19 protein-coding genes and 2 CRISPR repeat arrays are annotated in these 25018 nt (G+C 34.4%); of the genes, 4 read left to right on the top strand and 15 right to left on the bottom strand.

The genetic code is table 11. From position 1 onward, the window contains the following. Positions 1 to 149: 149 nt before the first annotated feature. Positions 150 to 905: a CRISPR direct-repeat array (repeat unit 30 nt; unit sequence ATTTACATTCAATACTCTTTAAATAAAAAC). 194 nt (positions 906 to 1099) lie between these two features. The 13 genes from FC84_RS05395 to FC84_RS05335 form a co-directional block, all read right to left on the bottom strand. After that, the gene (locus FC84_RS05395; protein ID WP_057756584.1) at positions 1100 to 3460 is read right to left on the bottom strand and encodes a CRISPR-associated helicase/endonuclease Cas3; all 2361 of its coding nucleotides are present in this window, start codon (positions 3458 to 3460) and stop codon (positions 1100 to 1102) included. Between the two features lie 14 nt (positions 3461 to 3474). Then, entirely contained in the window at positions 3475 to 4257 is a 783-nt protein-coding gene (gene cas5b, locus FC84_RS05390) for a type I-B CRISPR-associated protein Cas5b (protein ID WP_057756582.1), read from the bottom strand. After that, positions 4244 to 5134, bottom strand: coding sequence for a type I-B CRISPR-associated protein Cas7/Cst2/DevR (cas7i, locus tag FC84_RS05385; protein WP_057756580.1), 891 nt, complete (start codon positions 5132 to 5134; stop codon positions 4244 to 4246). The genes cas5b and cas7i overlap by 14 nt, the downstream gene beginning before the upstream one ends. After that, positions 5134 to 5463, bottom strand: coding sequence for a hypothetical protein (locus tag FC84_RS05380; RefSeq protein WP_057756578.1), 330 nt, complete (start codon positions 5461 to 5463; stop codon positions 5134 to 5136). The genes cas7i and FC84_RS05380 overlap by 1 nt, the downstream gene beginning before the upstream one ends. Next, complete coding sequence (gene cas8a1 / locus FC84_RS05375) at positions 5463 to 6842, bottom strand: type I-B CRISPR-associated protein Cas8b1/Cst1 (protein ID WP_057756576.1); 1380 nt, start codon at positions 6840 to 6842, stop codon at positions 5463 to 5465. Before cas8a1 ends, FC84_RS05380 begins: the two co-directional genes overlap by 1 nt. A 24-nt stretch (positions 6843 to 6866) precedes the next feature. Continuing rightward, positions 6867 to 7619 (bottom strand): CRISPR-associated endoribonuclease Cas6, encoded by a 753-nt coding sequence (gene cas6, locus FC84_RS05370; RefSeq protein ID WP_057756574.1) that lies wholly within the window; start codon positions 7617 to 7619, stop codon positions 6867 to 6869. Between the two features lie 288 nt (positions 7620 to 7907). Next, positions 7908 to 8189: a CRISPR-associated endonuclease Cas2 gene (gene cas2, locus FC84_RS05365; RefSeq protein ID WP_057756572.1), complete on the bottom strand. Its 282-nt coding sequence runs from the start codon at positions 8187 to 8189 to the stop codon at positions 7908 to 7910. 5 nt (positions 8190 to 8194) lie between these two features. Continuing rightward, the gene (gene cas1b, locus FC84_RS05360) at positions 8195 to 9184 is read right to left on the bottom strand and encodes a type I-B CRISPR-associated endonuclease Cas1b (protein WP_057756570.1); all 990 of its coding nucleotides are present in this window, start codon (positions 9182 to 9184) and stop codon (positions 8195 to 8197) included. A gap of 22 nt (positions 9185 to 9206) precedes the next feature. Further along, a complete protein-coding gene (cas4, locus tag FC84_RS05355; RefSeq protein ID WP_057756680.1) occupies positions 9207 to 9698 on the bottom strand; it encodes a CRISPR-associated protein Cas4 in 492 nt (163 codons plus the stop codon). A gap of 161 nt (positions 9699 to 9859) precedes the next feature. Continuing rightward, a CRISPR array of direct repeats spans positions 9860 to 15694; the repeat unit is 30 nt; unit sequence ATTTACATTCAATACTCTTTAGATAAAAAC. A 185-nt stretch (positions 15695 to 15879) separates the two neighbouring features. Continuing rightward, positions 15880 to 16755, bottom strand: coding sequence for an L-serine ammonia-lyase, iron-sulfur-dependent, subunit alpha (gene sdaAA, locus FC84_RS05350; RefSeq protein WP_057756568.1), 876 nt, complete (start codon positions 16753 to 16755; stop codon positions 15880 to 15882). 10 nt (positions 16756 to 16765) lie between these two features. Continuing rightward, positions 16766 to 17431 carry an L-serine ammonia-lyase, iron-sulfur-dependent subunit beta gene (gene sdaAB / locus FC84_RS05345; protein WP_057756566.1) on the bottom strand — a complete coding sequence of 222 codons (666 nt, stop codon included), beginning with the start codon at positions 17429 to 17431 and terminating at the stop codon, positions 16766 to 16768. 113 nt (positions 17432 to 17544) lie between these two features. After that, complete coding sequence (gene anmK, locus FC84_RS05340) at positions 17545 to 18672, bottom strand: anhydro-N-acetylmuramic acid kinase AnmK (RefSeq protein ID WP_057756564.1); 1128 nt, start codon at positions 18670 to 18672, stop codon at positions 17545 to 17547. A 195-nt stretch (positions 18673 to 18867) separates the two neighbouring features. Beyond that, the gene (locus tag FC84_RS05335) at positions 18868 to 19917 is read right to left on the bottom strand and encodes a YeiH family protein (RefSeq protein WP_057756562.1); all 1050 of its coding nucleotides are present in this window, start codon (positions 19915 to 19917) and stop codon (positions 18868 to 18870) included. 146 nt (positions 19918 to 20063) lie between these two features. On the opposite strand from FC84_RS05335, the gene FC84_RS05330 reads away from it, so the two are divergent. After that, entirely contained in the window at positions 20064 to 20954 is an 891-nt protein-coding gene (locus FC84_RS05330) for a LysR family transcriptional regulator (RefSeq protein ID WP_057756560.1), read from the top strand. On the opposite strand, the gene FC84_RS05325 is transcribed toward FC84_RS05330, so the two are convergent. Both FC84_RS05325 and FC84_RS05320 read right to left on the bottom strand, forming a co-directional pair. Next, positions 20951 to 21601 (bottom strand): DUF1648 domain-containing protein, encoded by a 651-nt coding sequence (locus tag FC84_RS05325; protein ID WP_057756559.1) that lies wholly within the window; start codon positions 21599 to 21601, stop codon positions 20951 to 20953. The genes FC84_RS05330 and FC84_RS05325 overlap by 4 nt on opposite strands. Continuing rightward, positions 21591 to 21866: an autorepressor SdpR family transcription factor gene (locus tag FC84_RS05320; protein WP_057756557.1), complete on the bottom strand. Its 276-nt coding sequence runs from the start codon at positions 21864 to 21866 to the stop codon at positions 21591 to 21593. Before FC84_RS05320 ends, FC84_RS05325 begins: the two co-directional genes overlap by 11 nt. 244 nt (positions 21867 to 22110) lie before the next feature. On the opposite strand from FC84_RS05320, the gene FC84_RS08905 reads away from it, so the two are divergent. Genes FC84_RS08905 through dltB form a run of 3 tightly spaced genes read left to right on the top strand, consistent with a single transcriptional unit; the run spans position 22111 to position 24991 of the window. Beyond that, on the top strand, positions 22111 to 22260 hold the full coding sequence (locus FC84_RS08905; RefSeq protein ID WP_083479545.1) for a teichoic acid D-Ala incorporation-associated protein DltX: 150 nt from the start codon (positions 22111 to 22113) through the stop codon (positions 22258 to 22260). 20 nt (positions 22261 to 22280) lie between these two features. After that, positions 22281 to 23780: a D-alanine--poly(phosphoribitol) ligase subunit DltA gene (dltA, locus tag FC84_RS05315; protein ID WP_057756555.1), complete on the top strand. Its 1500-nt coding sequence runs from the start codon at positions 22281 to 22283 to the stop codon at positions 23778 to 23780. Then, positions 23777 to 24991 carry a D-alanyl-lipoteichoic acid biosynthesis protein DltB gene (dltB, locus tag FC84_RS05310; protein WP_057756552.1) on the top strand — a complete coding sequence of 405 codons (1215 nt, stop codon included), beginning with the start codon at positions 23777 to 23779 and terminating at the stop codon, positions 24989 to 24991. The genes dltA and dltB overlap by 4 nt, the downstream gene beginning before the upstream one ends. Positions 24992 to 25018 lie beyond the last annotated feature (27 nt).

The raw sequence follows: 25018 nt of genomic DNA, 5'->3' as shown, positions 1-25018 counted from the left end.
CCATATTTTTCAAATACATCCCCTTCTAACCAAAGTTTAACACGCTTACATATTTCGCAAAAGAAATACGATTAGACCTTACTAGACTAGTGATTCAATGATGTTAAAAAAATGGCATCAGGTCCCCTCGCCTCCATATGGGTATTTCATTTTATATTCAATACTTTTTAGATAAAAACAACCCAATCTTGCATTTGCTCAATTCTCCGTTCAAGCTTTACATTCAATACTCTTTAAATAAAAACGATTTAAAGATAGCTATCTAAAGAAATAAGGAGGTAATTTACATTCAATACTCTTTAAATAAAAACGAATATTTATGACGCAGACACTGCTCAAATGCTAGTATTTACATTCAATACTCTTTAAATAAAAACGTTTCAGAAAAGTGATGTTACAACAAGCACACTGAAATTTACATTCAATACTCTTTAAATAAAAACCAATAACTGAGCAACCACTGATTGCCAAAAAGCATGATTTACATTCAATACTCTTTAAATAAAAACCGTTTTTCGCACCGGTGACGCGTTGCATATCGTCTATTTACATTCAATACTCTTTAAATAAAAACACTGATAAGGCATATATGGCAATCGTGTTTGGCAAGGATTTACATTCAATACTCTTTAAATAAAAACCTTCTTCTTCGTCAGTTTCAATATCGATTAACTTTATTTACATTCAATACTCTTTAAATAAAAACCATGTTGGAATACGTATTAACTTCAATGTCACGGGAATTTACATTCAATACTCTTTAAATAAAAACGTTCTTTGGACGCCTTAATTGCCCGGATTTAATCATATTTACATTCAATACTCTTTAAATAAAAACGAAGTAAACACTGATGAAGATTAAGCTAAGGAAATTTATTTACATTCAATACTCTTTAAATAAAAACCACGGTTCCAAAACTCCTTACTCTAGATGGAACCGCAGCATAGAATCTGTCAATCTTTAAAATTTATCTATAAAAGAATTGCTCAGTCCAATATTTACTGAACAATTCCTAAAATAACAATGTTTTCCATGTCTGTCGATCTCTTGATAAATTTACGGTAATGAACATCGACAGATATTTAAAACAAAATTTAGCTAAAAAATATTGGAATATTCGTTAACAAAATCATTAACATTAATTGTTGGCATTTGCAAACCAATTTCATCATCATATGGAACATCAGCAATCAAATAATGAAAATTGCTTTGCTTTTTTGCTAATCGGTCAAGGTCAATCCGATTGTTATCTTTGAGTTTTTTATACTGATAGTTAGAAATTGGCACTAAAAAATTCTTTATCGTGACAATCGCCGCTGATTTCATATTTCTAGGATTTTCATTACCATTTTTACTTAATTCACGCATCGGTGTTGTCAGTATCTCGTATGCTTGCCTAATTGTTTCTTCATGTTCAACGTACACACTTTGCGGAATAACGTTCTTTGAATCAATACCGCGAAATAACATATCTACTTCGCTTTTTGTTTTACCGTCATTAGCAATGTCTTGTAAATAGACCATCGTTTTATTTAAACGCTGATAATATTGACTGGAATATTCTTTAATATTATCCGTTGTATAAGTCGTTTCAACTAAGTTCATCTTAGTTGCTTCGTTAAGAGGACCGTCGCCTTGTCGCATTAAAAACATGCGCGATAGTTTGAAGAAGCCTGCATCAACAACATACTTAATTCCACTTGGATAGATATCATCAGTCCCTACAAACACAAAAACATTAGTTCCTAACGGTGCTGTATCACGATTACGATAACAACGCCCCATTCGTTGAAACAGTCCATTAAGTTCAGATAGCTCCGTCAATAAAACATCAAAATCTAAATCTAGTGACGCTTCCAATATCTGTGTACCAATCCAAATACCGTCATCATGAGTATGAATATCACCAAATTCTAAAATCTCAGTTTGTTTTTTCATTCGGTCGGCATGAATAAAGTGACTATGGATTAAATGAACCTTATCTTTATTAATACCACTGGTCAGGATTTCATTATATATTTTGATTGCACACTGAATCGTATTGCAGACAACCAACACCTTATTATGGTCAAATACAGTTAAAATTTTTTCAGCATTAATGTTATTTCGCTCAATTTTAATATTATGACGTAGCGGTGCGTCGTTTTTAATAAATGGTTCAGGTTTCTTATAAGGTAGCTGGCCGGTTTGTTCAATAACATCCCTAAAGTCTTTATTTTGACACAACAAATCAACAACGAATTCTGGTAAAGTTGCGGTCATAATCATAAAATGACCACCCATTCGTAGAATTTCACCTAGCCCATAAATAATATAGGCCAACAAATTCTCATCGTACATTTGAATTTCATCAATAATAACTTTGCTATAACTAAGCGTAGCTAACTTCATTTCAAAATTAATATAATGATAAACAAAATTAAAGACCTGATCTAATGTCGTAATCGTTAAGGGCAATGACCAGCTTTTTAATTGTGCCCCATATACTTCTAACTCGTCCGAATCCATTTGCCCAGCCAAGCTGAGCATAAACTCATCCGTATCCGAATCTAGCTTACCAATATTATCTGGAGCTGTTTTCTGAGTAAAAACTTTGGTTGATAAACGTGTATAAATACTGTCAATTGCAATTCTTAAAGGTAATGTGAAAAAGGTTTTATCATCGGCGGCCCACAATAATGCTGCTTCAGTTTTTCCCATACCCGTTTGTGCTCGAATAATCAGATTATCCTGGCGATGCTCGAGTACGTAGCGTTGCATCTTATTCCAATCAGCATTAGGATTATGCTCACGCCATTTTTGCAATGTGTTTTTCAATAAGGCTGGCTGTAACGCACCGGCTGGTTTTTCAACATCATAATGGCCACTTGCCGCGTAATCAATACGGTTCAGAAGCCCTTTCAACATGACGTACAGATCATAATTAAGAAAACGATCATTATTTCTTGCTCGTGTTTCTAAATTAAAATACTTTGATGGCGGTGGAGTAGTTTCACCCGGATCTAAAAGTAATTGATGTTTGCTCTTAATCTGGCTAAACGGAAATTTTAAAGCCATTTCATTAAGCTTCAATCTCTCAGTTTTATAATCCAGAGAATTATACTTACTTAAATCTCGATAATGATGGAAAGCAATAGCCTTATATAAAGCCGAGACATCCTTCTTTGCATAAATAGATTCTAACTGCTTTCTGTTCAATAATGTAATACTTAGCAACGCATGAGGTATTTCTCCAGCTAACATTGTCTGATGACTTTGAAGTTTTTCCTGAAATTTAAGATTCATTTTTCCTAAATCGTGATCAACACAAGCAACTTCGAGTAATTCCCAGCCTTCACTGGATAAAGCTTGCGGATATAATGTTTTCAAATAAGCAAGTTGGTTTAGCAATTCATTAGTATGTTCAACAATTGTTTCCTCATGACCAGCCTTATCTTTTGACTTAGCTAAAAACTTCATAACTGCCTCCACTGTTAAACTGGAAAGATTATATGATTAGTATCTGTATCCAATAAATAACTTTCTTCAGGTTGTACCTTAAAATTAGAAGTATACACTACTGTTTCATTACGCCATTGTCGCCGGTATTTTTTGCTCTTTCCCTTACCTATACCAACTAATTCATAACTTTTGTGTAAGTTAAAAATTGTTCCAGCAACTGTAAAGCTATTTTTACTAGCGTCAATTAAACCGTCTTCACCATTAATTAATTCATAAGGAACATAAGCACTTAATTCAGAGTTTTGAGCATCGATATTTAAATCTTCTGCCGTATCGGCGTCTAACTCGCGTTCCTCAACTTCAACAACGTCACAGCTGTCAATTTTAACCAAATCTTCGCGGCGGCCTAATGATGGATATTCAATTGGTGCCTTAAATGCTTTTTCGATTACTGGAACTAAACTTTGATCTTCAGGAATAATATGAATCAGTAAATTCACATCAACCAACATTTCTGTATGACCTGGACCAGAAGTTATTCCAAAGCCTTCACTAGTTTTTAGTTGATGACGCCCTACCTCAAATTTTACTCCTGGCTTGAATTGGTGACGTGTATATAAATCATTAACTCGAGAAAAATGTTTACCTTGAATACTAACTTTCATCGGTTGATAAGTTGTAAACTCGCATAACGAATGAACCATTCCAATAACCGTCGAATATGGTGGTAGTGGGTAGGATTGTTTCAAATCAAAACTAGCGGGCAGACGATAATTAGCAGTTTCTTGATAAAGTTTTAATCTAATTGCCTTCATAGTAGTCGCCAACTTTTTGCTTAAGGTTCTTGATTACACTACCAACTGTTCCCGCCTTTAACTCAGTTTTTAATTGTTCATCATTATCAAATTGATCGGATACAACACCCGTAAATGTTTCATTTGGTAAACTTTCTTCTGCCTCTAAAATTGGTTTAACTTTAATACTGTTCTTATCTACAGTGACAATATTCTCAAAGACTGGATTCTTAATATCGTAAACCCCGCCTACGATAAACAATGGCTTCAAATCTTCACGACGACCACGAATATCACGATACAAAAAGGCAATCGTATCTAATAATTTTTGAACTCGACGAGATTTTTCTGCATTATCTAAATTAGTACCATCAACTGCGTCGATGCCAATTTGATCCAAGTCAATTGTTATTGTATAACGGTAATATGAACGTTGAATTTGTGATTGAGCAATTGAATTGTTGGCATCATTACCCTTTTCTGCACGCAATCGTGCGGCTAATCCCATATTCGTTAAGAAATCTGTATCGCCCAAGTAAGGTTCTAAAGCTATAGCATTAGACAATCTAACCTTAGCTGATCGTTTCAAGCCACTAGATTCTTTAGCTGTCTTCAAATAACCAAAGAAATCTAATTCCGGAAAATCTGTCACTGATGCATTTTTATCAAATTGAATAACTGCTTTGGAATTATCTCCATCTTGGGATAATTTTGCTAACGGTTCATCCAGCTGTTCAACAATGTTATAACGCAATGCTTGACGTGAAATATAAGTATATTGGCTACCATTACCTCGAGTCATTTTTTTAAGATTAGCGATATTACCTAAGCTTTCACCATAGTTAGCACTTTCGGCTATAAAAATAATTGTTGCGGTCAATCCTTTTTTATTCATCATTATTCTGCCTCCTTATTTTTTCCTTCATTTTTACCTGGAATTACAGCAATCAAGCCAGCTGTAAAAGCCAAGCCAATTTCTTGAAATCGCTCATCAGAATCAAATATTTGATCAAAAAATTGTGGAATTGGTTTATTAGCATACATATATGAATTCAAAACTCGATTCATAAATAAGTCACGATTATTAGCTCGTAAGTCATCTAATAACTTTAGAGCGATACCATTAACTTTTTTAATATTGTTGCCCTCATATGCTTTCTGCAAAAAATAGCCTTGCTTGCGAATATCGGCAATTGCTGTGGAATCGGTTACCTTTTCTTCAGTCATTAATTCTTCATCCCTTCCAAAAAATCATGATTAATTTTTAATAAGGCATCAACTTGCTCCGCCTGAATAAATACTGCAGTTGGTTGACTTAAATAGATTTTTAAAATTTGGTTTACATATAAATATAAATTTTGACTATTTAAAACATGGTCGGCGACCTCTTCATAAACATAATGTCGCGTACCATTAAGCGAATAGTTAGCGCCGCGTAATCGATTAAAACTAGCGGCGTCTTTTTTAAATAAACGAACAATATTCCGTGGCAAAATATTAAACCGATAATGCTCATTCTCATATTCAATCACTTGAACATCATCCAAAACATATTCTTTATCCTTAAGTTGCTGTTCCGTTAACGTACGAATCATCGCCGCGTACGGAGTTACTTGCCGCTTATCATCTGATGATTGCCAGATTTCCTGATTAATTTTTCGATTGATACTGATCAATTCATCAATATTATTATTACTATTCACAAAAAGTCCATGCCCATAAATAAAATTAAAACCAGCAGAAGAACAGCTGTACATCAACTGACAAATTGGGCAAATCGTTAAATCATTGTTGAAATCCCAAACGTTTGAAGTTTTGCGTGCAGTGTCAAATCCCATATCATTTAAAAAAGTATAGGATAAATCCGTTTTAGTGACTGGGCGGTTGCAATTACTACAGTGATATTTATCTTTTGAATGATCGATAGTTAAATATTCACGTACTGGATCAACAAACGTTTTTTCATATGCTATATAAAAATCTGGTTCTTTATTAGAACGATTAAAATAAGATATGTTAGTCCAAGTATTATTAACAACTGTGTATAGCGTACTTAAAACGGGGAAATATTTTTTAGCATCAGGTGCCGTAAAATAATCATAAATCGGCTTTAATTGCTGCGATATTTCCTTCATTAACTCAATAATTTCAGGACGCTTAACCTTAAAATTATTTTTTTGTGTCAAATTGATCAGCTTGGGTAACTCTTTTGTTGCCTGAATAACATCCAAATGATTAATTACCAACGGATAGATTTTCTTAAAGCTATTCGCTTTAGCGTAATATTTAAGTGTATTTTGAATATAATCTTTAAAATCGGCATAATCTTCAGCACTAAAGTCTTCATAATCAGTCTGTTGCCAATGATTGAACTTTTCTTGATAAGCCATAATTTTGGCATAACTAGATAAGGACTGATACTGATCCAAAAAGAATTTAAAATAATAATGTGCAAAATCATCTAAATCAGTGGTATCCATAGATAAAACGTTCTCATTTTCACGCGGGCTTAAATCAGCATTAGCCAAAATATTATGAAGGCCAACAATCCCAGCATTACTTAACCAATCATTCATAGTAAATTGAATGGTTTCAGCTTGTTCCATTAACTAAATCTCCTTTCTCTTAATTTAAATCACTTCAACCATGCCGAACCCCAGTCCAGTACGACTGCCTAACCCACCATCACGAATTAATTCTAATAACTCTGGTTGGCCTTTTAAAACATACACACCAGCCGAACATTCGACCCACTTCTCATAAGATTTCACCACATTTTTCTTAGGCTGAATAGGCGTGACCTCAAAATTATCAATAATTGCTGGAGTTAGTCTACCAAAGAAAGATTCATATTTGGTCGTCATCGTTCGTTTAAGCATTTGAATAAACTCTGGGTCTTTATATGAGTAGAACCAATCCTTATCCTTAGCTTGATGATCGCGTGATACAATCGGTGAAAGTGTTCTAATTGTGATTGTGTTACTGGTAATAGTTGGTAAATTAATTTGATGAATTTTCACATCAGTGATCAGTGTTGAACCAATTAATCGACGCGGATGCTGATTAACGGTTTGTTTAATTGACAATATGCCGTTATAAAACACCATTGCCATTCGTGGTTCAATGCAGGAAAAATTCCAAATTAACTTAACATTCTCACCCTCCAGTTCAACACCTTCATGTGTGAATTTGGCATTAGGAAAATAAACACCAAATGTGTACAGTTTCATCGGATTACCATTCTCATATAAATCCTTGAAGTACTCTGGGTTAACTACTTCTAATGCTGACTTTAGTAATGAAACCAGCGAAGACTGATAACCCGGCGCAAGAAGGATACTCTCTTTTGTTGAGTTTAAAGTTAATTCAACTGTAAATCTCAATGCTTACCACCTCTGTTTTTGATCCTAAGTAATTCTTTAAATAACTACAACTATATAATACACTTTATTAAGAAAAACACAAGAACTAATTCTAATAAAAAAGTCGCTCATTTAATGAGCGACTTTTTATATTAAAATACATAACACTACAAACATCCCACACTAATTAGATAAGCAAGTTTCCATATTAAAGAAATACTTTTTTACATTCCAACAAAATCGTTAGATTAACGTTGTCTATCTTATCATATTGCGACATTATTTACAGTGCTTCATTTTTATATTGTCTTAGAAAAAGGCCGATGTTTGCTCAGATAAATCTTGTCCCAAATATTCTTTTTTAAGCCATTCTGAACGTTGATTCGTGAAAATAATAATTGAGTCTAAATCGTCACGAATATACTGATTTAACTCTGCTTTAAGTTTTGTCAATTTTGCTGGTGTTAACTCACCTTCAAAAACAGATAATTGAACATGCGTTAAATATTTTTTACAGATTTTGAAGACACGGTTTAAAACGCGTGCGCCTTTATTTTCTAAACTTATATCATAAACAATAATGACGTACATCCTTATCACCACCCCATCGTAAATGGTTTATATGGTTCGTCATGAAGTAAATCTTTAATTAGTTTATAACACTCTAAACGAATTAAATACCGATAAGATACATTCCTACCTAAAGGTTCATACATAATCGTTTGTTTTAATTTTTGATCAAATTGTTCCAAAATTTTTCTTTGGGCACCTTGTTTTAAATAACAATTATTTGAGCCATTTTCAAAATCTGATTCAGTAACGATTTGTTTATTAACACATGTAAAGATTAGGCGATCAACTAATAATGGTTTAAAAATCTCTGAAATATCTAGTGATAAAGAAAAACGTCGTTCAGACGGAACGTGAAGGTAACTAATCGTGGGATTAAGCTGACTAACATAAATTTCCGATAAACAAACACTATAAGTTAGCATGTTCAAAAACGATAGCAATGTGTTAACCATATTATCTGGCGGGCGACGGACTCTTGTCGTAAACCCGGTATCGATATTAAAAATTGCTGGCCAAGCAGAATAATAAATAGCGTGTAAATTACCCTCAACACCCATTAATTCTTGAACGTCATTTGTTCGTGGAATTAATTTAATGAGTGCTTTCATCTGATTCATTGCTTCACCAACATCTTTATGCCGACCATGATAGTAACTTAAGTTACGATAACAGTTACGTGCAGCTCCTTGAACAAATTTTTGTGCTAATTCAAGCCTCTTCTTTTTATCAGTTTGCGCTGCAACTTGCCTAATTAACAATTTCCCTGAAACATTAGCCTCACGCGGATAAAAACTCCCTGTATAGTAACCGTAATAGTTAAAAAGATGTAAGGGAATATTATTTTGCGACAAAAAGTTTAAGCATTTTGTATTCATTGAAACTTCGCCAAATAAAAAAATATCCCGAGTTAATTCAATTTTTAAGTCTTTATATTTTCCATCTTGCCGTGTTAATCGAACCACATTATCTTTACGTTTTAAATCACCATTGCTAAACAAATAGTAGCTTTCCATTCAGCCTTCACCCCTAAATAGACTAACTAAAGCAAAATTCTTGATAGGCGCATGAACGACAAATATTTTTCTTTGTTCTTGGTGGCATCTCATCTTGATTAATTATTGTCTTAATCGCATGTAAAACCTGATCGATTTCTAACTCATCTTCTGGTGTGAGTTGTAATTCAATTCGTTCTTTTAACTTTGGATAGTCTAAAACCCCCTGATCAATTGCTATACCCTTTTTCTTTAGATAATACATATAATATTTAAGTTGGAATTCACTAGCTTTTTCGATAGCGCGTGACTGTTTTACCTCGTGCACTATTTTCCAGTTTTGAATAAAGTCAATCGCAACAACACCGTCAATCATTCGTTGATGATGCTCACGCTGATAACTCTCCTGATCCAACACACTTCCAAGTTGAACCCGCTCATTCTCAGCTTCGAATCTCACTTGATGTGTTGATAGCCACAACTTACGCTGACACACAAAATAATAGTTAATATCCCCACCAGTTATTGCCCTCATCAATAAATCACACTCCCACATCGAGAATAACCGTTCACCGATTGATCATAAATTCACTTATAAATTCATTATACTATTCTTGCAATTTATTTAACAATGAATGTTCAAAACTTATTAGATAAAAACACAAATGTTCATTGATTGTTGAACTACCGAAGCTGATTTACATTCAATACTCTTTAGATAAAAACATGTTTGGATTCGCCAACCCCGAAGTGGTGGTAGCTAATTTACATTCAATACTCTTTAGATAAAAACAATCGAGTGGATAATATTGATATTGAACAACTTCAAATTTACATTCAATACTCTTTAGATAAAAACCGTACCGGTCTTTGAAATAGCATCAAAGAAATCCTATTTACATTCAATACTCTTTAGATAAAAACTTATGACCACCACGGCTACTGAAATTCATTAACTTATTTACATTCAATACTCTTTAGATAAAAACGAAATGGCGAAAAGCCAATAAACACATTGTTAAGTTTATTTACATTCAATACTCTTTAGATAAAAACGAAGCGAGTCTACGTTAATATTCAGGACGCTAAATGATTTACATTCAATACTCTTTAGATAAAAACTGCTGAAGCAAGCGATATGGGTGAAGCCTTAAAAAATTTACATTCAATACTCTTTAGATAAAAACATGATTTGGTCAAGGAATTTGGTATTCGTGTTGCCGAATTTACATTCAATACTCTTTAGATAAAAACAACTTGGTTGGTAGATTGCAAGAAACGTGCAATAAAATTTACATTCAATACTCTTTAGATAAAAACATGATTTGGTCAAGGAATTTGGTATTCGTGTTGCCGAATTTACATTCAATACTCTTTAGATAAAAACTTGGCGTTGATTACTCAAAGATGACGAGTAGTCTATTTACATTCAATACTCTTTAGATAAAAACTTTCTTTTGGCGTTTTATCGATTTGATCCATTAAATATTTACATTCAATACTCTTTAGATAAAAACCAACGAGCGCAACGAGATTATTGAGTTTGCAAGCTTATTTACATTCAATACTCTTTAGATAAAAACAGTTACGCTTGGAATTGTTGTTTCCCAGCCTGTCGTATTTACATTCAATACTCTTTAGATAAAAACAGTTACATAGCCCAAAACGCGGTCTGAACCATCTTCATTTACATTCAATACTCTTTAGATAAAAACTCAACCCAAGATGTCATATCCTAACCAACGTTCAATATTTACATTCAATACTCTTTAGATAAAAACACCAGCTATTCAGGTTAGAAACGTTAAAAGTCCTGAATTTACATTCAATACTCTTTAGATAAAAACTGGGCATGCCTTTCTAACTGATGACGCACCAATCGAATTTACATTCAATACTCTTTAGATAAAAACGCTAAATTAGCTACCAGTTTGGCGATTTTACCGTTATTTACATTCAATACTCTTTAGATAAAAACGTCTTGCTCATCAGCGATACGTTGCATTTCTTTCTTATTTACATTCAATACTCTTTAGATAAAAACGATTGCCAAAAACTATAACCGCTAATTTTATCGCTATTTACATTCAATACTCTTTAGATAAAAACTTTACTGATGTAGATTGGTCAGTTGATACTCACCGATTTACATTCAATACTCTTTAGATAAAAACAATGTTGTTCCGTACTTACTTCACAATTTAGCTATTATTTACATTCAATACTCTTTAGATAAAAACAACATAGAGATTGGCAAGGTGACTCAGATGTTTGAGATTTACATTCAATACTCTTTAGATAAAAACGGTTCATAACTGACTGAAAGCGCCCGGTGATTGTTATTTACATTCAATACTCTTTAGATAAAAACGATATTGTTAGTCCGCAGAATGCTCAACTTGGTTTATTTACATTCAATACTCTTTAGATAAAAACAGTTTCTGTCGCCATGAGTACACTTAATATTGCTACATTTACATTCAATACTCTTTAGATAAAAACGTGGGTAGTGCCTTGGCTAATCTACCAGGGTTGAAATTTACATTCAATACTCTTTAGATAAAAACCTAATAACGTCAATGAATACGCAGTTATTGATACCGATTTACATTCAATACTCTTTAGATAAAAACGTGGAGTAACCACTGATAGACCTGGTCAAAGTTAATCATTTACATTCAATACTCTTTAGATAAAAACATTTATTTAACTTCAATTAAGATTTTATTATAGAAATTTACATTCAATACTCTTTAGATAAAAACTGTTGCGACTTGATAATCACCCATTGCGCGGAACTTATTTACATTCAATACTCTTTAGATAAAAACTGCAAAGTCTTCAAAATGGTACATAGCTTGACGCAATTTACATTCAATACTCTTTAGATAAAAACGGCATTAGCTTTGATGGCTCGCCAGTATCAACATCATTTACATTCAATACTCTTTAGATAAAAACTGTAACCCTTTAACGTAATCGGCTTGTCCGAACCTTCATTTACATTCAATACTCTTTAGATAAAAACAATTGCGTGAAATCGCCCGGCGATTTTGTCGCATATATTTACATTCAATACTCTTTAGATAAAAACTCAATCTGATTGGAATGTATCAGATACTACAAGTAATTTACATTCAATACTCTTTAGATAAAAACTGACCTGTGGCAATACACTAGCGCCGGTCGTGTTAAATTTACATTCAATACTCTTTAGATAAAAACAAGCGTCAGGCGTTGAGATAATGTTTGAGAAACCTTGATTTACATTCAATACTCTTTAGATAAAAACTAATAACTTATTCTTTGATTTGGCACAAGAATTGATATTTACATTCAATACTCTTTAGATAAAAACCAAAGCGACAAAAATTCCAACTCAAAAATTTATGAAATTTACATTCAATACTCTTTAGATAAAAACAATTGTTCGATACATTGTTCGAAAGACCATTTCATCATTTACATTCAATACTCTTTAGATAAAAACTGATTGTTCGGGAATTGCCCAATTCGCGTTGGTGTGATTTACATTCAATACTCTTTAGATAAAAACTCCCGCGTTTTTGATTACTTTAATAATCGCGTCGTAATTTACATTCAATACTCTTTAGATAAAAACGAAACCATTGTCAATATCAGCTATGTTGTATGTCAGATTTACATTCAATACTCTTTAGATAAAAACGGTTATTCAGTCGCGCAAGCTGGTAAGACAGGTCCACAATTTACATTCAATACTCTTTAGATAAAAACAAATTTGATTTGCGAAACACATCTAAGTATGAAGTTATTTACATTCAATACTCTTTAGATAAAAACATGTTTGGTAAAGACGTACGCAAATCATTATCTCAATATTTACATTCAATACTCTTTAGATAAAAACGTTACTTGGACATCAAGTGATGCGACGATTGCAACTGTATTTACATTCAATACTCTTTAGATAAAAACAAGATCGTGAACAAGGTATTGACGCTTCGGATTATCATTTACATTCAATACTCTTTAGATAAAAACGTCTGCTCCAACTTGGTTCGCGATTTGGTCTAAAGAATTTACATTCAATACTCTTTAGATAAAAACAATATAAAATATGAGTGTCATTGTGAACGTATTGGATTTACATTCAATACTCTTTAGATAAAAACACAACAAATGGCAAATGATAACATATCATTACGTGATTTACATTCAATACTCTTTAGATAAAAACCCAATTCAACGCCCGCTTTTTCAGCATACGAGGTTAATTTACATTCAATACTCTTTAGATAAAAACAGTTGTACTAAACCCAACTTTGCCGTCTGAACTATATTTACATTCAATACTCTTTAGATAAAAACACCATGACGTCTAAGGTTACTACACCGATTGTGGCTATTTACATTCAATACTCTTTAGATAAAAACAAGCCTCCATTATTTTGGACGGACAACGCAAAAATAATTTACATTCAATACTCTTTAGATAAAAACGCTCAACATTTCCACTACGCTATGTTGAGTATCCATATTTACATTCAATACTCTTTAGATAAAAACGTCACGTTCTTTAATATTATCAAGGATCAGGAAGTAATTTACATTCAATACTCTTTAGATAAAAACTGTCGCTTCGTGATTTGCGGGGGTGACATTTTTACTAATTTACATTCAATACTCTTTAGATAAAAACTATTCTGAACGCACAAATTCTATTGCAAATTGCGAAAATTTACATTCAATACTCTTTAGATAAAAACTATAGACGCGTTGGCAATATTGTGACGCTTCACGTATTTACATTCAATACTCTTTAGATAAAAACGGTGCAACTTTCCGTGAACGAATTGATTATCCAGAATTTACATTCAATACTCTTTAGATAAAAACCGCAGCTCAATCAAACTATGCATGATCTGGATAACAATTTACATTCAATACTCTTTAGATAAAAACGAAAGCATCGAAAAAGGTTGGCTTAATCAACAATTGATATTTACATTCAATACTCTTTAGATAAAAACAACTTAGCCACAGCCCGGAGTAAGAGTACTAAAAAGATTTACATTCAATACTCTTTAGATAAAAACATTCGTTGCGCAAAATGATTTGCGTTTTCTTTTTCATAATTTACATTCAATACTCTTTAGATAAAAACTTTTTATGATTTAATACATAAAAATTATTGATATGAATTTACATTCAATACTCTTTAGATAAAAACGTTGTAAACCTCGTTAGCGTATAAACGTAATTCGTTATTTACATTCAATACTCTTTAGATAAAAACGGAACAATATTTCAATATTGAAATGACGGCTTGGCAATTTACATTCAATACTCTTTAGATAAAAACGCAAGGTGTGCCAATCACGACAATTCAGTTTTTATTATTTACATTCAATACTCTTTAGATAAAAACCCATTCTTAAAACCACTTGACAACTGACAAATCAAAATTTACATTCAATACTCTTTAGATAAAAACGTTGACCCTGACACTTCCACGCCAGCGATTGATGCATTTACATTCAATACTCTTTAGATAAAAACGATTTTGCAAATACAAGACGCATACCGCGAAACAGAATTTACATTCAATACTCTTTAGATAAAAACCTTGTATTCAGTCTTAAATCGTTCTAACTCATTAGTATTTACATTCAATACTCTTTAGATAAAAACTCTTTTGCTCCAAAGGAACGCGTTTTCCACTTTAGATATTTACATTCAATACTCTTTAGATAAAAACTTTATTCGTCGCGCGAAATGATTAGCGTTTTCTTTCATTTACATTCAATACTCTTTAGATAAAAACTTTATTCGTCGCGCGAAATGATTAGCGTTTTCTTTCATTTACATTCAATACTCTTTAGATAAAAACTTGTCCAGTTAATGTTTTCATACTTACTGATATTGAATTTACATTCAATACTCTTTAGATAAAAACTTTCAGCTATACGGTAGTTCTGGAAAACCAACGATATTTACATTCAATACTCTTTAGATAAAAACTTTGTTTGATATAGTTTTGTGTTCATACGATAACGAATTTACATTCAATACTCTTTAGATAAAAACCTTGCATCGCTTGAAGAAGCGATTCTTTCATGATGTATTTACATTCAATACTCTTTAGATAAAAACCACCCAAAACCAGTCGAGCTAGTATCATTCATATAAATTTACATTCAATACTCTTTAGATAAAAACTCGAGGTTGTCGGGTAGTGTCATGGTGTCATTTTTGATTTACAGTCAATACTCTTTAGATAAAAACCTTTTGCCTCATTGTATTTTAGTAAGAGTTGTAAATATTTACATTCAATACTCTTTAGATAAAAACGCGTTTGAGTTTGCGAAGTTTTCGTTGTTTGCACTTATTTACATTCAATACTCTTTAGATAAAAACTAGATTTTTCCAGTGACCTGATTTACGTTCAGCCATATTTACATTCAATACTCTTTAGATAAAAACCTATATTAACAAAATTTTTATGGGTGAAGGAAGCTAATTTACATTCAATACTCTTTAGATAAAAACTCCGAGCCCTACTTTCCTTATAACCACAGACTTCGCACTATCAAATCTGTCGTTCTAACGAAAATAATTAAAAAAACAGAATAAAGATTGTCAGTATCTTAACAATCCCTATTCTATCAGTATTACGTTCATCTGTCGATCTCCTGCCAAAATGACGTTATTACCTATCGACAGTTTTTAAATATTTATTTATCGTCGGTGCCCCAAATTTCTTCTTTTAGGCGCAAAGCTGTTGGGGTGGTGGCCATACCGCCTTCTGCGGTTTCCTTGAAGGCACTTGGCATTTGCTCGCCAACACGGCGAACCGCTTCAATAACTTCATCAGTGGGAATAACCGAAGTCAGCCCAGCCAACGCCATGTCTGCGGAAACCATCGCTTGACTAGCACCCATGGCATTACGTTTAACACAAGGAATTTCTACCAAACCAGCAACCGGATCACATATCAACCCCATTAGGTTTTGCAATGTAATGGCAACAGCATAGCTGGCTTGCTCAACAGTCCCACCACTAGCTAAGACTGCAGCGGCGGCAGCCATGGCGCTAGCAGAACCGACCTCTTCCTGACAGCCGCCTTCTGCACCGGCGATACCAGCATTATTCCCAATAACTAATCCAAAGGCACCCGCAGTGAATAGAAAATCAACTTGTTGATCATGGCTCAAGCCAAGACGATCCCGAATCGCAAATAATACGCCAGCTAATACCCCGGCAGAACCGGCAGTAGGTGTTGCACAAATCAAGCCCATTCCCGCATTAACTTCGTTAACCGCTATGGCGTTACGAACTGCGGTTACCACTAAATCACCGGACAGAAAGTTACCCGCTTGTAAATAATCATCCATCTTCTTGGCTTCACCACCAGTTAAACCAGTTAATGATTTAACACCAGCAACGCCTTTATTGATCGAAGCTTCCATGGCTTCAAGATTACGTTCCATTAACTGCCGAATTTCTTGTTTATTGCGACCAGTATTATCAATTTCAGTAGCAATCATTAATTCAGCCACAGAAGGATACGCCTTACTTTGCTCAATTAACTCTTTAATTGTATAAAACATCGTATCCCTCCTATTCAAAATACCGTGCGCTTAAAATATTTGGTAAATCTTTTAATTCGGTTTCAATACTATGACGAATCTCATCGACTTCAATAATCATCATAGCTTGTGAGCCTTTACCATTACGCCGTACGGTCATGGTACTAATATTGATATGCTCCCGATTCAATAAATCCGTTACTGACGCTACAACACCGGGCACATCGTTTTGGATAACAACATAGGTAGGATGACTCATTGATAAGGACACTTTAAAGCCATCAATTTCGACAATTCGAATATTTCCTCCACCGATAGATTCACCAACAATTGTTAATTTATGCTCACTATTTTTTAAGACAATCTTGGTAGTATTGGGGTGCTCGGTTAGATCCGTTTTAGGGACAAAACCTACTTTAATGCCCTTTTCATAGGCAATCTTTAAGGAATTTCGTAAATCAGTATCATCAGGATCCATGCCTAAAATACCGCCCACTAAGGCCATATCTGTACCGTGACCATGGTAAGTCTTGGCAAAAGAACCATAGAGATAAATTGTTACTTTCTCTGGTTGTTCACCAAAAATATTCCGAGCAACTCGTCCTATCCGCGTTGCACCGGCAGTATGAGAAGAACTTGGCCCAACCATGACTGGACCAATAATATCAAACACGCTATTAAATCTAACTTCTGCCATGACTTTTCTCCAAACTTTATTGTTCTTATAAACACGCTACGCGTATTATCTATGCTAAAAGAAAAACTGTCAATCATGGACGTTCAAATCTTAAAAATGTCTTGATTAATCTATTAATAATAAGTCACTTTACCAAGAATTACGGGTTTGCTAGCTCCGGTTGCACTCGGCACATTGCTTGGTTGTCGTTGAATGGTTTGATTACCTAGAATCGTCATCGCAATTGCTTCTTTAGCATCCGAAGAATAGCCCAAATCCTCTTGAATCATCACTTTGATATTCGGCAGTGCTACCTTAATCATCTTAACTAAGGTTGGATTATAACTGCCGCCACCACCAACAATTAATTCAGTTTGACCATCGGCAAATTGACGTACTGCTTGTGCAATCGTTTCAGCAGTTAAAGCTGTGGCGGTTGCAATCCAATCATCTGGTGCTAACTGATAGTCATCTAGAATCTTCGTGACATATTCTGTACCGAAGTCTTCCCGGCCTGTTGTTTTAGGAAAAGCCTTTGTAAAGTAAGGATGTTTCAATAATGATTGCAAAACTTCTTGATCTACTTGACCATTGGCACCATGAGCACCATCTCGATCATATTCTTGACCGTAAAAGCGCCGACATAATTCATCAATAATCATGTTGCCTGGGCCTGTGTCAAAAGCCGTCAATTGATCTAACTGACCATTTTTAGGGATTACTGTGGCATTGCCAATTCCACCAATGTTTTGCAAAATTCGTGTACTTTCAGTGCTGCGGTACAAAATATATTCAGAGTAAGGAACAATTGGTGCTCCTTGACCACCAACAGCCATGTCACGATAACGAAAATCAGACACGACAGAAGTTTTTGCAATTTCACTAATGATTGCGGACTCACCAATTTGTAAGGTAGATGGTCTTAAATTAGTTTTTTCAGGACGTGGCAAATGATAGATCGTTTGTCCATGCGAAGCAACAAAACCCAATTCTTCACTACTAATACCCGCTTCTTGGCAAATTTTAACAACGGCTTCGCCAAATAATTGACCAAGTTCAAAATTAAGACTACAAATCATTTCAACGTTAGATGTCTCAACAGATAATGCTGTTTTAATTCGTGCTTTAACATCTTCTGTGAAAGGATAGCTATTGAATTTAAGTAATTCTAACCGTGTTGTTTCATTAACGCCAGTAATTTCTACTAATGCCGCATCAACACCATCTAATGATGTTCCCGACATTAAGCCCACTGCTAACATTTTCTTCCTCCAGCAACCCTAGAAATCTTTTCTAGTCATACTTTTAATAACGCTCTTATTCTACTCCATCCCCGTCTCAGAAACCATTTTGCTCAATGATCACGAATGTTTAACGATCATCATTATTAAAAAAGCTTGAAAAAGTTTTGTTAACCTTTTCCAAGCTTTAAAAATATATTTATTGATTAAAAATATTTAGAAGAATAATTTAGCAGCAACAATAACAAAGCCTAATAATACAACTGAAGAAATAAATGAAGCTAGGAAAACTGATTTGCCACGCTTAAAGATAACTTGGAAATTCACGTTCATTCCTAAGGCTGCCATTGCCATTCCTAAGAAAATATAAGCTAATTTAACCAACCAAGCAATCACGTTTGCGGGAATAGGTAAAAATGTACCAATCAAACTTGATAGTAAAAAGCCCAACATAAACCAAGGCATAGGTAATTTTTTCTTTGTTACTGGTACACCAGTTTCAACAGTTGCCTTGCTAGTAGATTTACTGTACCAAATACCAACAATCGCTGCGACAGGTGCTAATAATAATACTCGCGATAACTTCGTAATAATTGCTGTATCTAAACTAACAGGACCATTGGCACCACCAGCTGCAACGGCATGGGCAATTTCGTGTAAAGAGCCACCTGTCATAACGCCGAATTGAACATCCGTCATGTGTAAAATTGGCCGTAAGCCGATTTCTAGTAGTGTAAAAACAGTTCCCATAATACAAACAACAGCTACTGCTAGAACTTCGTTTTCACGTTTACGTTCTTCTTCATCAGGTTGTACTTCCAATTGTGGTGAAATCCCCATAACAGCTGCCGCACCACAAATACCTGTACCACAAGCTGTTAAAATTGCTAGTTGTTTTTCAACGCCAAACCGTTTCGCCAAATTATAAGTTAGCAAAACCGTTAATGTGACAATACAAATTGCCAAAACAATCGTCTTAACGCCAGAAGCTAACAGTGCTAATAAGTTCAATTTAAATCCTAATAAAATAATTCCCAAACGTAAAAACTTATTTGAAATAAAACCGATTCCCGATTTAGCTTCATTAACAGCTTTTGGTGCTGTTTGAAAGACAATCCCCAAAATTAATGAAATAACTAATGCCCCAACTAAATTTAAATAAGGTAATCCTGCCAATAATGTGCCGGCAATAGAACAGGCCAACGTCATTAATGCCGCTAACCAAAAACTTTTTGATTTCATTTGAACCGCAATTTCATGTAACATTTTCTTCCTCCAATAATTCAATTAACCAAGCGCCCATAATACTAGGAAAAATAGACTTATCCGATTATACTAGAATTATTTCGTTAAAAAAAATAATAATAACAAATGTTACCATTACATAACTCAATAGATAGGATTGGCTATTCATGTTAGATCACAAATACCAAACTTTTTTAAGCTGTGTTAAAACCGGTTCTTACACTAAAACTGCTGAAGAATTGTTTATTTCTCAGCCCACTGTTACCCAACACATTCAAAAACTTGAACGCGAAGTTGGCTATCGTTTATTTAATCATGTTGGTCACCATATTCAGCCGACCTCAAGAGCTTTAAAACTTGCTGAATTCGTCCAATCATTAAATGCCCAAACTAAAAAATTCATCGAAAAACAAGCCAGTCATGCTGAATCTAGAAATCTAACTTTTGCTTGTACTTTATCGTTGAGTGATTTTTTAGCACCGCGTTTAATTCAAGAACTTCAAGACTCTGAAGACTTTTTTCAATTGCGTTGTTTAGTAGCTAATACTGCTAGCGCGCTAGATTTAGTGCGCCAAGGTCAAGCAGATTTTGCTTTAATTGAAGGTAATTTTGACAAGCATGAATTTGGTTATCAGGTGCTTGAATCCCAAGCTTATATTCCGGTTTGTGCAACAATCAATCATTTGCTTGATAAGCCGCAAAGCTATCAGTTAGAAGATTTATTAAGTGAAACAATCATTACTCGTGAAAATGGTTCTGGTAGTCGACACATCCTTAGCAATATTTTAGAAGCAGCTAACTTACAAATAACTGATTTTAACCAAATTATTGAAATTGCTAATATCGCAGCGATTAAAGAACTAGTCAAAAACGATGTCGGCATTAGTTTTATGTATCAAAAAATGGCCTTGCCTTTAATCAAGCAAGACCAAATCGCTCAAATTCCACTTATCCAGACACCCGTTACTCATGAAATTTATTTCGTCTATCCTAAGAATACTTATTTTGCCCGTGAACTCACCAATATCTATCAGATCATTAGACAAACAGATTATTAGTCATCATGACGCATTGCCCCACGGATTGAGAATAACACGAGCAAAATAATAATCACTGCTACAACAATGGCAGAAACCAACATTGGAAATAATAAACTAATTAACATTAACAGACCGCCGAAAAACATCGTGTAACCAATCGACCGACTAGCAACAGCCCAATTCTGAGCACTACTTGGCTTGGGATAGTGACGCGACCCTACTTGCTGTTCATAAGTCACTGTTGGTAAATAATTACCCATAGCAACAAACACGACCCCAATAAGCAATGTGGTAATTTTGCCAACATTTAGCTTCATTCCCATAGCGATAGCTAACGTCACCACGTATAAAACAATCGTTAAAATTGGTATGATCGAGAAAGTTACAACTTCCATTCTACGCGCACGTCCCTTAGACCGCGCACTAATAGCATAGGTTCCAATCATAAACCATTGCATTAACATCATTAAAATAGGAATACCAAAAACAGCCATCGGCCGACTAGCCCAGCCATTAGGTTGATTGTTAACGCCCCAATGAATAGCAATCTGTGTTGGTAGTTCATTATAAACAGCAAGTCCATAAAAAATGGGTAGCAGAATAATAATTGAAGTAAAAATCGTGACCCGCTTTAAATTGAGCGCTTTTTTAGTGTTATTCATCATGTTTCTTTCCCCCAACTTGATAGATCCAAGTTAAAATATCTTCGAAAACGGTACTGTTTAACGAATAATAAATAAAATTTTTATCCTTCATTTCGGCAATGAAGCCAGCTTTCTTCAACAATTTCAAATGATAAGAAACTGTCGCATTAGTTAATTCAAACGAATCAGCAATTTCACCAGCTGTTTTAGGACCAGACTTTAACTTCTCAATAATCTGCCGCCGAACTGGATCAGCTAATACCTTCATGGATTCCGAGAGGCCCATTTACTCACTTCCATAATCTATTTAGAAATATTTCTAAATAGATTATGTCATATTTTTAAAAAAATACAAGTAAATTATATTTTTGAAAATAAACGACAGATTCAACACAAATTTAATGGCATTTTCAGTAAATCTTACAAGATTGTTAGTTGACCTCTGTAAATTGTTAGACCGTTCCCACGAAAAATTGCAAGATTTGCCTTAAGCTAGTTCTAAATATTAAATCTGAACTAGGGGGATGAAAATGACAGACAAAAATAAAGATCCACAAAAACATCAAGTACGTAATTTCATCTTAAAAACACTTTTTTACTTCGTCATTATTTTTATGCTGGTCTACCTCTACAGTTACGTTGGCGTGAATGGTAGTCACTTCATTTATAACGAATTCTAAATTAGGGGACTGAATAAAATATGATTACAAATATTATCTCAGCAATTGACGACATTGCGACTAAGACACCTGAACAAAGTGCTTATGATTATTTGGGAACTAATTATTCATATCGCGAGCTAGTACAACGGGCAAATGCACTAGCAGAACTGTTAATAACCAAGAAACTACCCGCAAAGGCTCCCATTATTGTGTATGGTGGTCAACAATTTGAAATGTTGGTTGCTTTTTTGGCCGCAGTTAAAACAGGCCACGCTTACATTCCGGTTGATAGCCATTCTGCTAAAGAACGACTATTAATGATTCAAGATACCGCGCATGCTCCCTTGATCATTGCGATTGAATCTTTACCTATGGATTTGGATATTGACGTTATTAATTTAGCAACGATTCAGCAATTAACACCTGTCGCCACTTTAAAGGATAATTTACCGGTACAGGGTAACGACAATTTTTATATTATTTTCACTTCCGGTACTACTGGTAAACCGAAGGGCGTACAAATCTCTCATGATAATTTATTAAGCTTTGTTAATTGGCTGGTATCTGATTTTCAGTGGCCACAACAACCTAGTGTTTTAGCACAGGCACCATTTTCTTTCGATCTCTCGGTGATGGGGTTGTACCCAACACTTGTCACTGGTGGCACACTAAAAGCTCTACCACGAGCTATTACTGAAGATTTCAAGCAACTATTTGCAACATTACCACAGCTTGAATTAGGCGTCTGGATCTCAACACCTTCACTAGTTGAAATGTGTCTATTACTTAAAGATTTCAACAGTGAAAATTATCCAAACTTGACGCATTTCCTATTCTGCGGTGAAGAATTAAGTCATAAAACCGCCGCTACTTTATTAGCCCGTTTCCCAGAAGCTCATGTTTACAACACTTATGGTCCAACTGAAGCGACGGTTGCTGTAACCGGCGTTGAAATTACACCAGCCATTCTAGAAAAATATGAACGTCTACCCATTGGTCACGTTAAGCATGATACTCATATTGCAATTAAGCCTGTTGACCATACTGAAGTTGGCGAAATCTTAATTAGTGGCCCTAGCGTTTCAAAAGGCTACTTGAATTTACCTGAAAAAACAGCCGCAGCTTTTGAAAAGCAGGCTAACTTACAAGCCTACCATAGTGGGGATCTCGGTTTCTTTGGTGAAGATGATTTATTATTTTACCGTGGTCGGATGGACTTTCAGATTAAATTCAATGGTTACCGAATTGAATTAGAAGAAATTAACTTCTATTTACGCCAAAGTCCTTTAATTAAGCAAGGTGTTGTCGTTCCTCGTTATAACGCCGATCATCGAGTGGTGCAATTGATTGCCATCATTGCCCCTAATGAAACAACCACTTCTGAAAAAGAGCTAACTAAAGCGATCAAGGCGGAACTGACCGACAACATTATGCCCTATATGATGCCGCAACGCTTTGTTTATCGAGATGAATTACCACTATCTGCAAATGACAAAGTTGACATTAAGGCCTTGATACAGGAGGTTAACTCACAGTGATCAACTTACAACCTTATAGTAACCCTACTTACTTTGCGATTATTCTTAGCGGCTTATTGCCAGTGATTATTGGCTTGTACTACGGTAAAAGACTCAAAATCTATGAATCCTTAATTTCATTGGTTTTCTTAATTTTTACTTTTGGTGGGAATCATTGGCACCAAGGTATTGCCTTAATTGGTTACACCATTTTTCAAGTCTTGTTAACAATCGGCTATGCTCATTATCGACAACAGAAAAAAAATCAAACCAGTGTTTTTGTAACGATGATCGTTCTAAGTATTATTCCTTTGGCCATCGTTAAGTTAACACCGCTATTTCCTGCTAATCATGGTTTTAATCTCGGCTTCTTAGGTATTAGTTATCTAACGTTTAAAACCGTCCAGGTCTTAATGGAATTGCGCGATGGTACGATTAAGGAAATTTCGGCTAGTCAATATTTACACTTCTTATTGTTCTTCCCGACAATTTCATCAGGACCAATTGATCGCTATCGTCGCTTCTTAAAAGACTACGAAAATCCACCTGCACGTGACGTTTACTTGCAGAACATCAATAAGGCCGTCTTTTATCTGTTCCAAGGATTTCTTTATAAATACATCATTGGTTATTACTTAGGAACACGCTTATTACCAGTTGTCACCCACTTGGCATTAGGCCAACGTTTAGCCTTTGGTGGTACTGGTTTTTCCTGGTATTTATTAGCCTATATGTACGTTTACAGTCTCTATTTATTCTTTGATTTTGCTGGATACAGTTTATTTGCCATCTCAATCAGTTATTTCATGGGTATTCAAACACCGCAAAACTTTAATAAACCCTTTGCCTCTCACAACATCAAAGAATTCTGGAATCGTTGGCATATGACTTTATCCTTCTGGTTCCGTGATTTCATTTTCATGCGTTTCACCTTTTGGATTATGAAACACCGCTGGTTAAAAAATCGTGTCCGTATTTCCCAACTAGCTTATCTCGTAAACTTTTTGATTATGGGCTTTTGGCATGGCGTAACTTGGTATTACATCGTTTATGGTTTGTTCCATGCTGGTGCCATTATCATTAACGATTACTGGCTACGCTTTAAAAAGAAACATCAGGACAAAATTCCACATAATCGCTTTACCGAGTACTTTGCGATTTTTCTAACCTTTAACGTGGTTTGTTTCAGCTTCTTAATTTTCTCCGGTTTCTTAGACAAACTTTGGTTCTAATCCACAATTATTTTAATTTTGAAAGGA

Origin of the sequence: Lapidilactobacillus dextrinicus DSM 20335 (genome assembly GCF_001436095.1) — a bacterium.
Lineage (GTDB): Bacteria > Bacillota > Bacilli > Lactobacillales > Lactobacillaceae > Lapidilactobacillus > Lapidilactobacillus dextrinicus.
This window is presented reverse-complemented; position numbering and strand designations above follow the sequence as displayed.

Coding starts and splice junctions, on each gene's coding strand:
- cas2 (WP_057756572.1), bottom strand. CDS start 8,189: ATGTACGTCATTATTGTTTATGATATAAGTTTAGAAAATAAAGGCGCA.
- FC84_RS05330 (WP_057756560.1), top strand. CDS start 20,064: ATGTTAGATCACAAATACCAAACTTTTTTAAGCTGTGTTAAAACCGGT.
- dltA (WP_057756555.1), top strand. CDS start 22,281: ATGATTACAAATATTATCTCAGCAATTGACGACATTGCGACTAAGACA.
- cas7i (WP_057756580.1), bottom strand. CDS start 5,134: ATGATGAATAAAAAAGGATTGACCGCAACAATTATTTTTATAGCCGAA.
- cas5b (WP_057756582.1), bottom strand. CDS start 4,257: ATGAAGGCAATTAGATTAAAACTTTATCAAGAAACTGCTAATTATCGT.
- FC84_RS05335 (WP_057756562.1), bottom strand. CDS start 19,917: ATGTTACATGAAATTGCGGTTCAAATGAAATCAAAAAGTTTTTGGTTA.
- FC84_RS05325 (WP_057756559.1), bottom strand. CDS start 21,601: ATGATGAATAACACTAAAAAAGCGCTCAATTTAAAGCGGGTCACGATT.
- cas4 (WP_057756680.1), bottom strand. CDS start 9,698: ATGAGGGCAATAACTGGTGGGGATATTAACTATTATTTTGTGTGTCAG.
- FC84_RS05380 (WP_057756578.1), bottom strand. CDS start 5,463: ATGACTGAAGAAAAGGTAACCGATTCCACAGCAATTGCCGATATTCGC.
- cas1b (WP_057756570.1), bottom strand. CDS start 9,184: ATGGAAAGCTACTATTTGTTTAGCAATGGTGATTTAAAACGTAAAGAT.
- FC84_RS08905 (WP_083479545.1), top strand. CDS start 22,111: ATGACAGACAAAAATAAAGATCCACAAAAACATCAAGTACGTAATTTC.
- sdaAB (WP_057756566.1), bottom strand. CDS start 17,431: ATGGCAGAAGTTAGATTTAATAGCGTGTTTGATATTATTGGTCCAGTC.
- FC84_RS05320 (WP_057756557.1), bottom strand. CDS start 21,866: ATGGGCCTCTCGGAATCCATGAAGGTATTAGCTGATCCAGTTCGGCGG.
- anmK (WP_057756564.1), bottom strand. CDS start 18,672: ATGTTAGCAGTGGGCTTAATGTCGGGAACATCATTAGATGGTGTTGAT.
- cas8a1 (WP_057756576.1), bottom strand. CDS start 6,842: ATGGAACAAGCTGAAACCATTCAATTTACTATGAATGATTGGTTAAGT.
- FC84_RS05395 (WP_057756584.1), bottom strand. CDS start 3,460: ATGAAGTTTTTAGCTAAGTCAAAAGATAAGGCTGGTCATGAGGAAACA.
- sdaAA (WP_057756568.1), bottom strand. CDS start 16,755: ATGTTTTATACAATTAAAGAGTTAATTGAGCAAAGTAAGGCGTATCCT.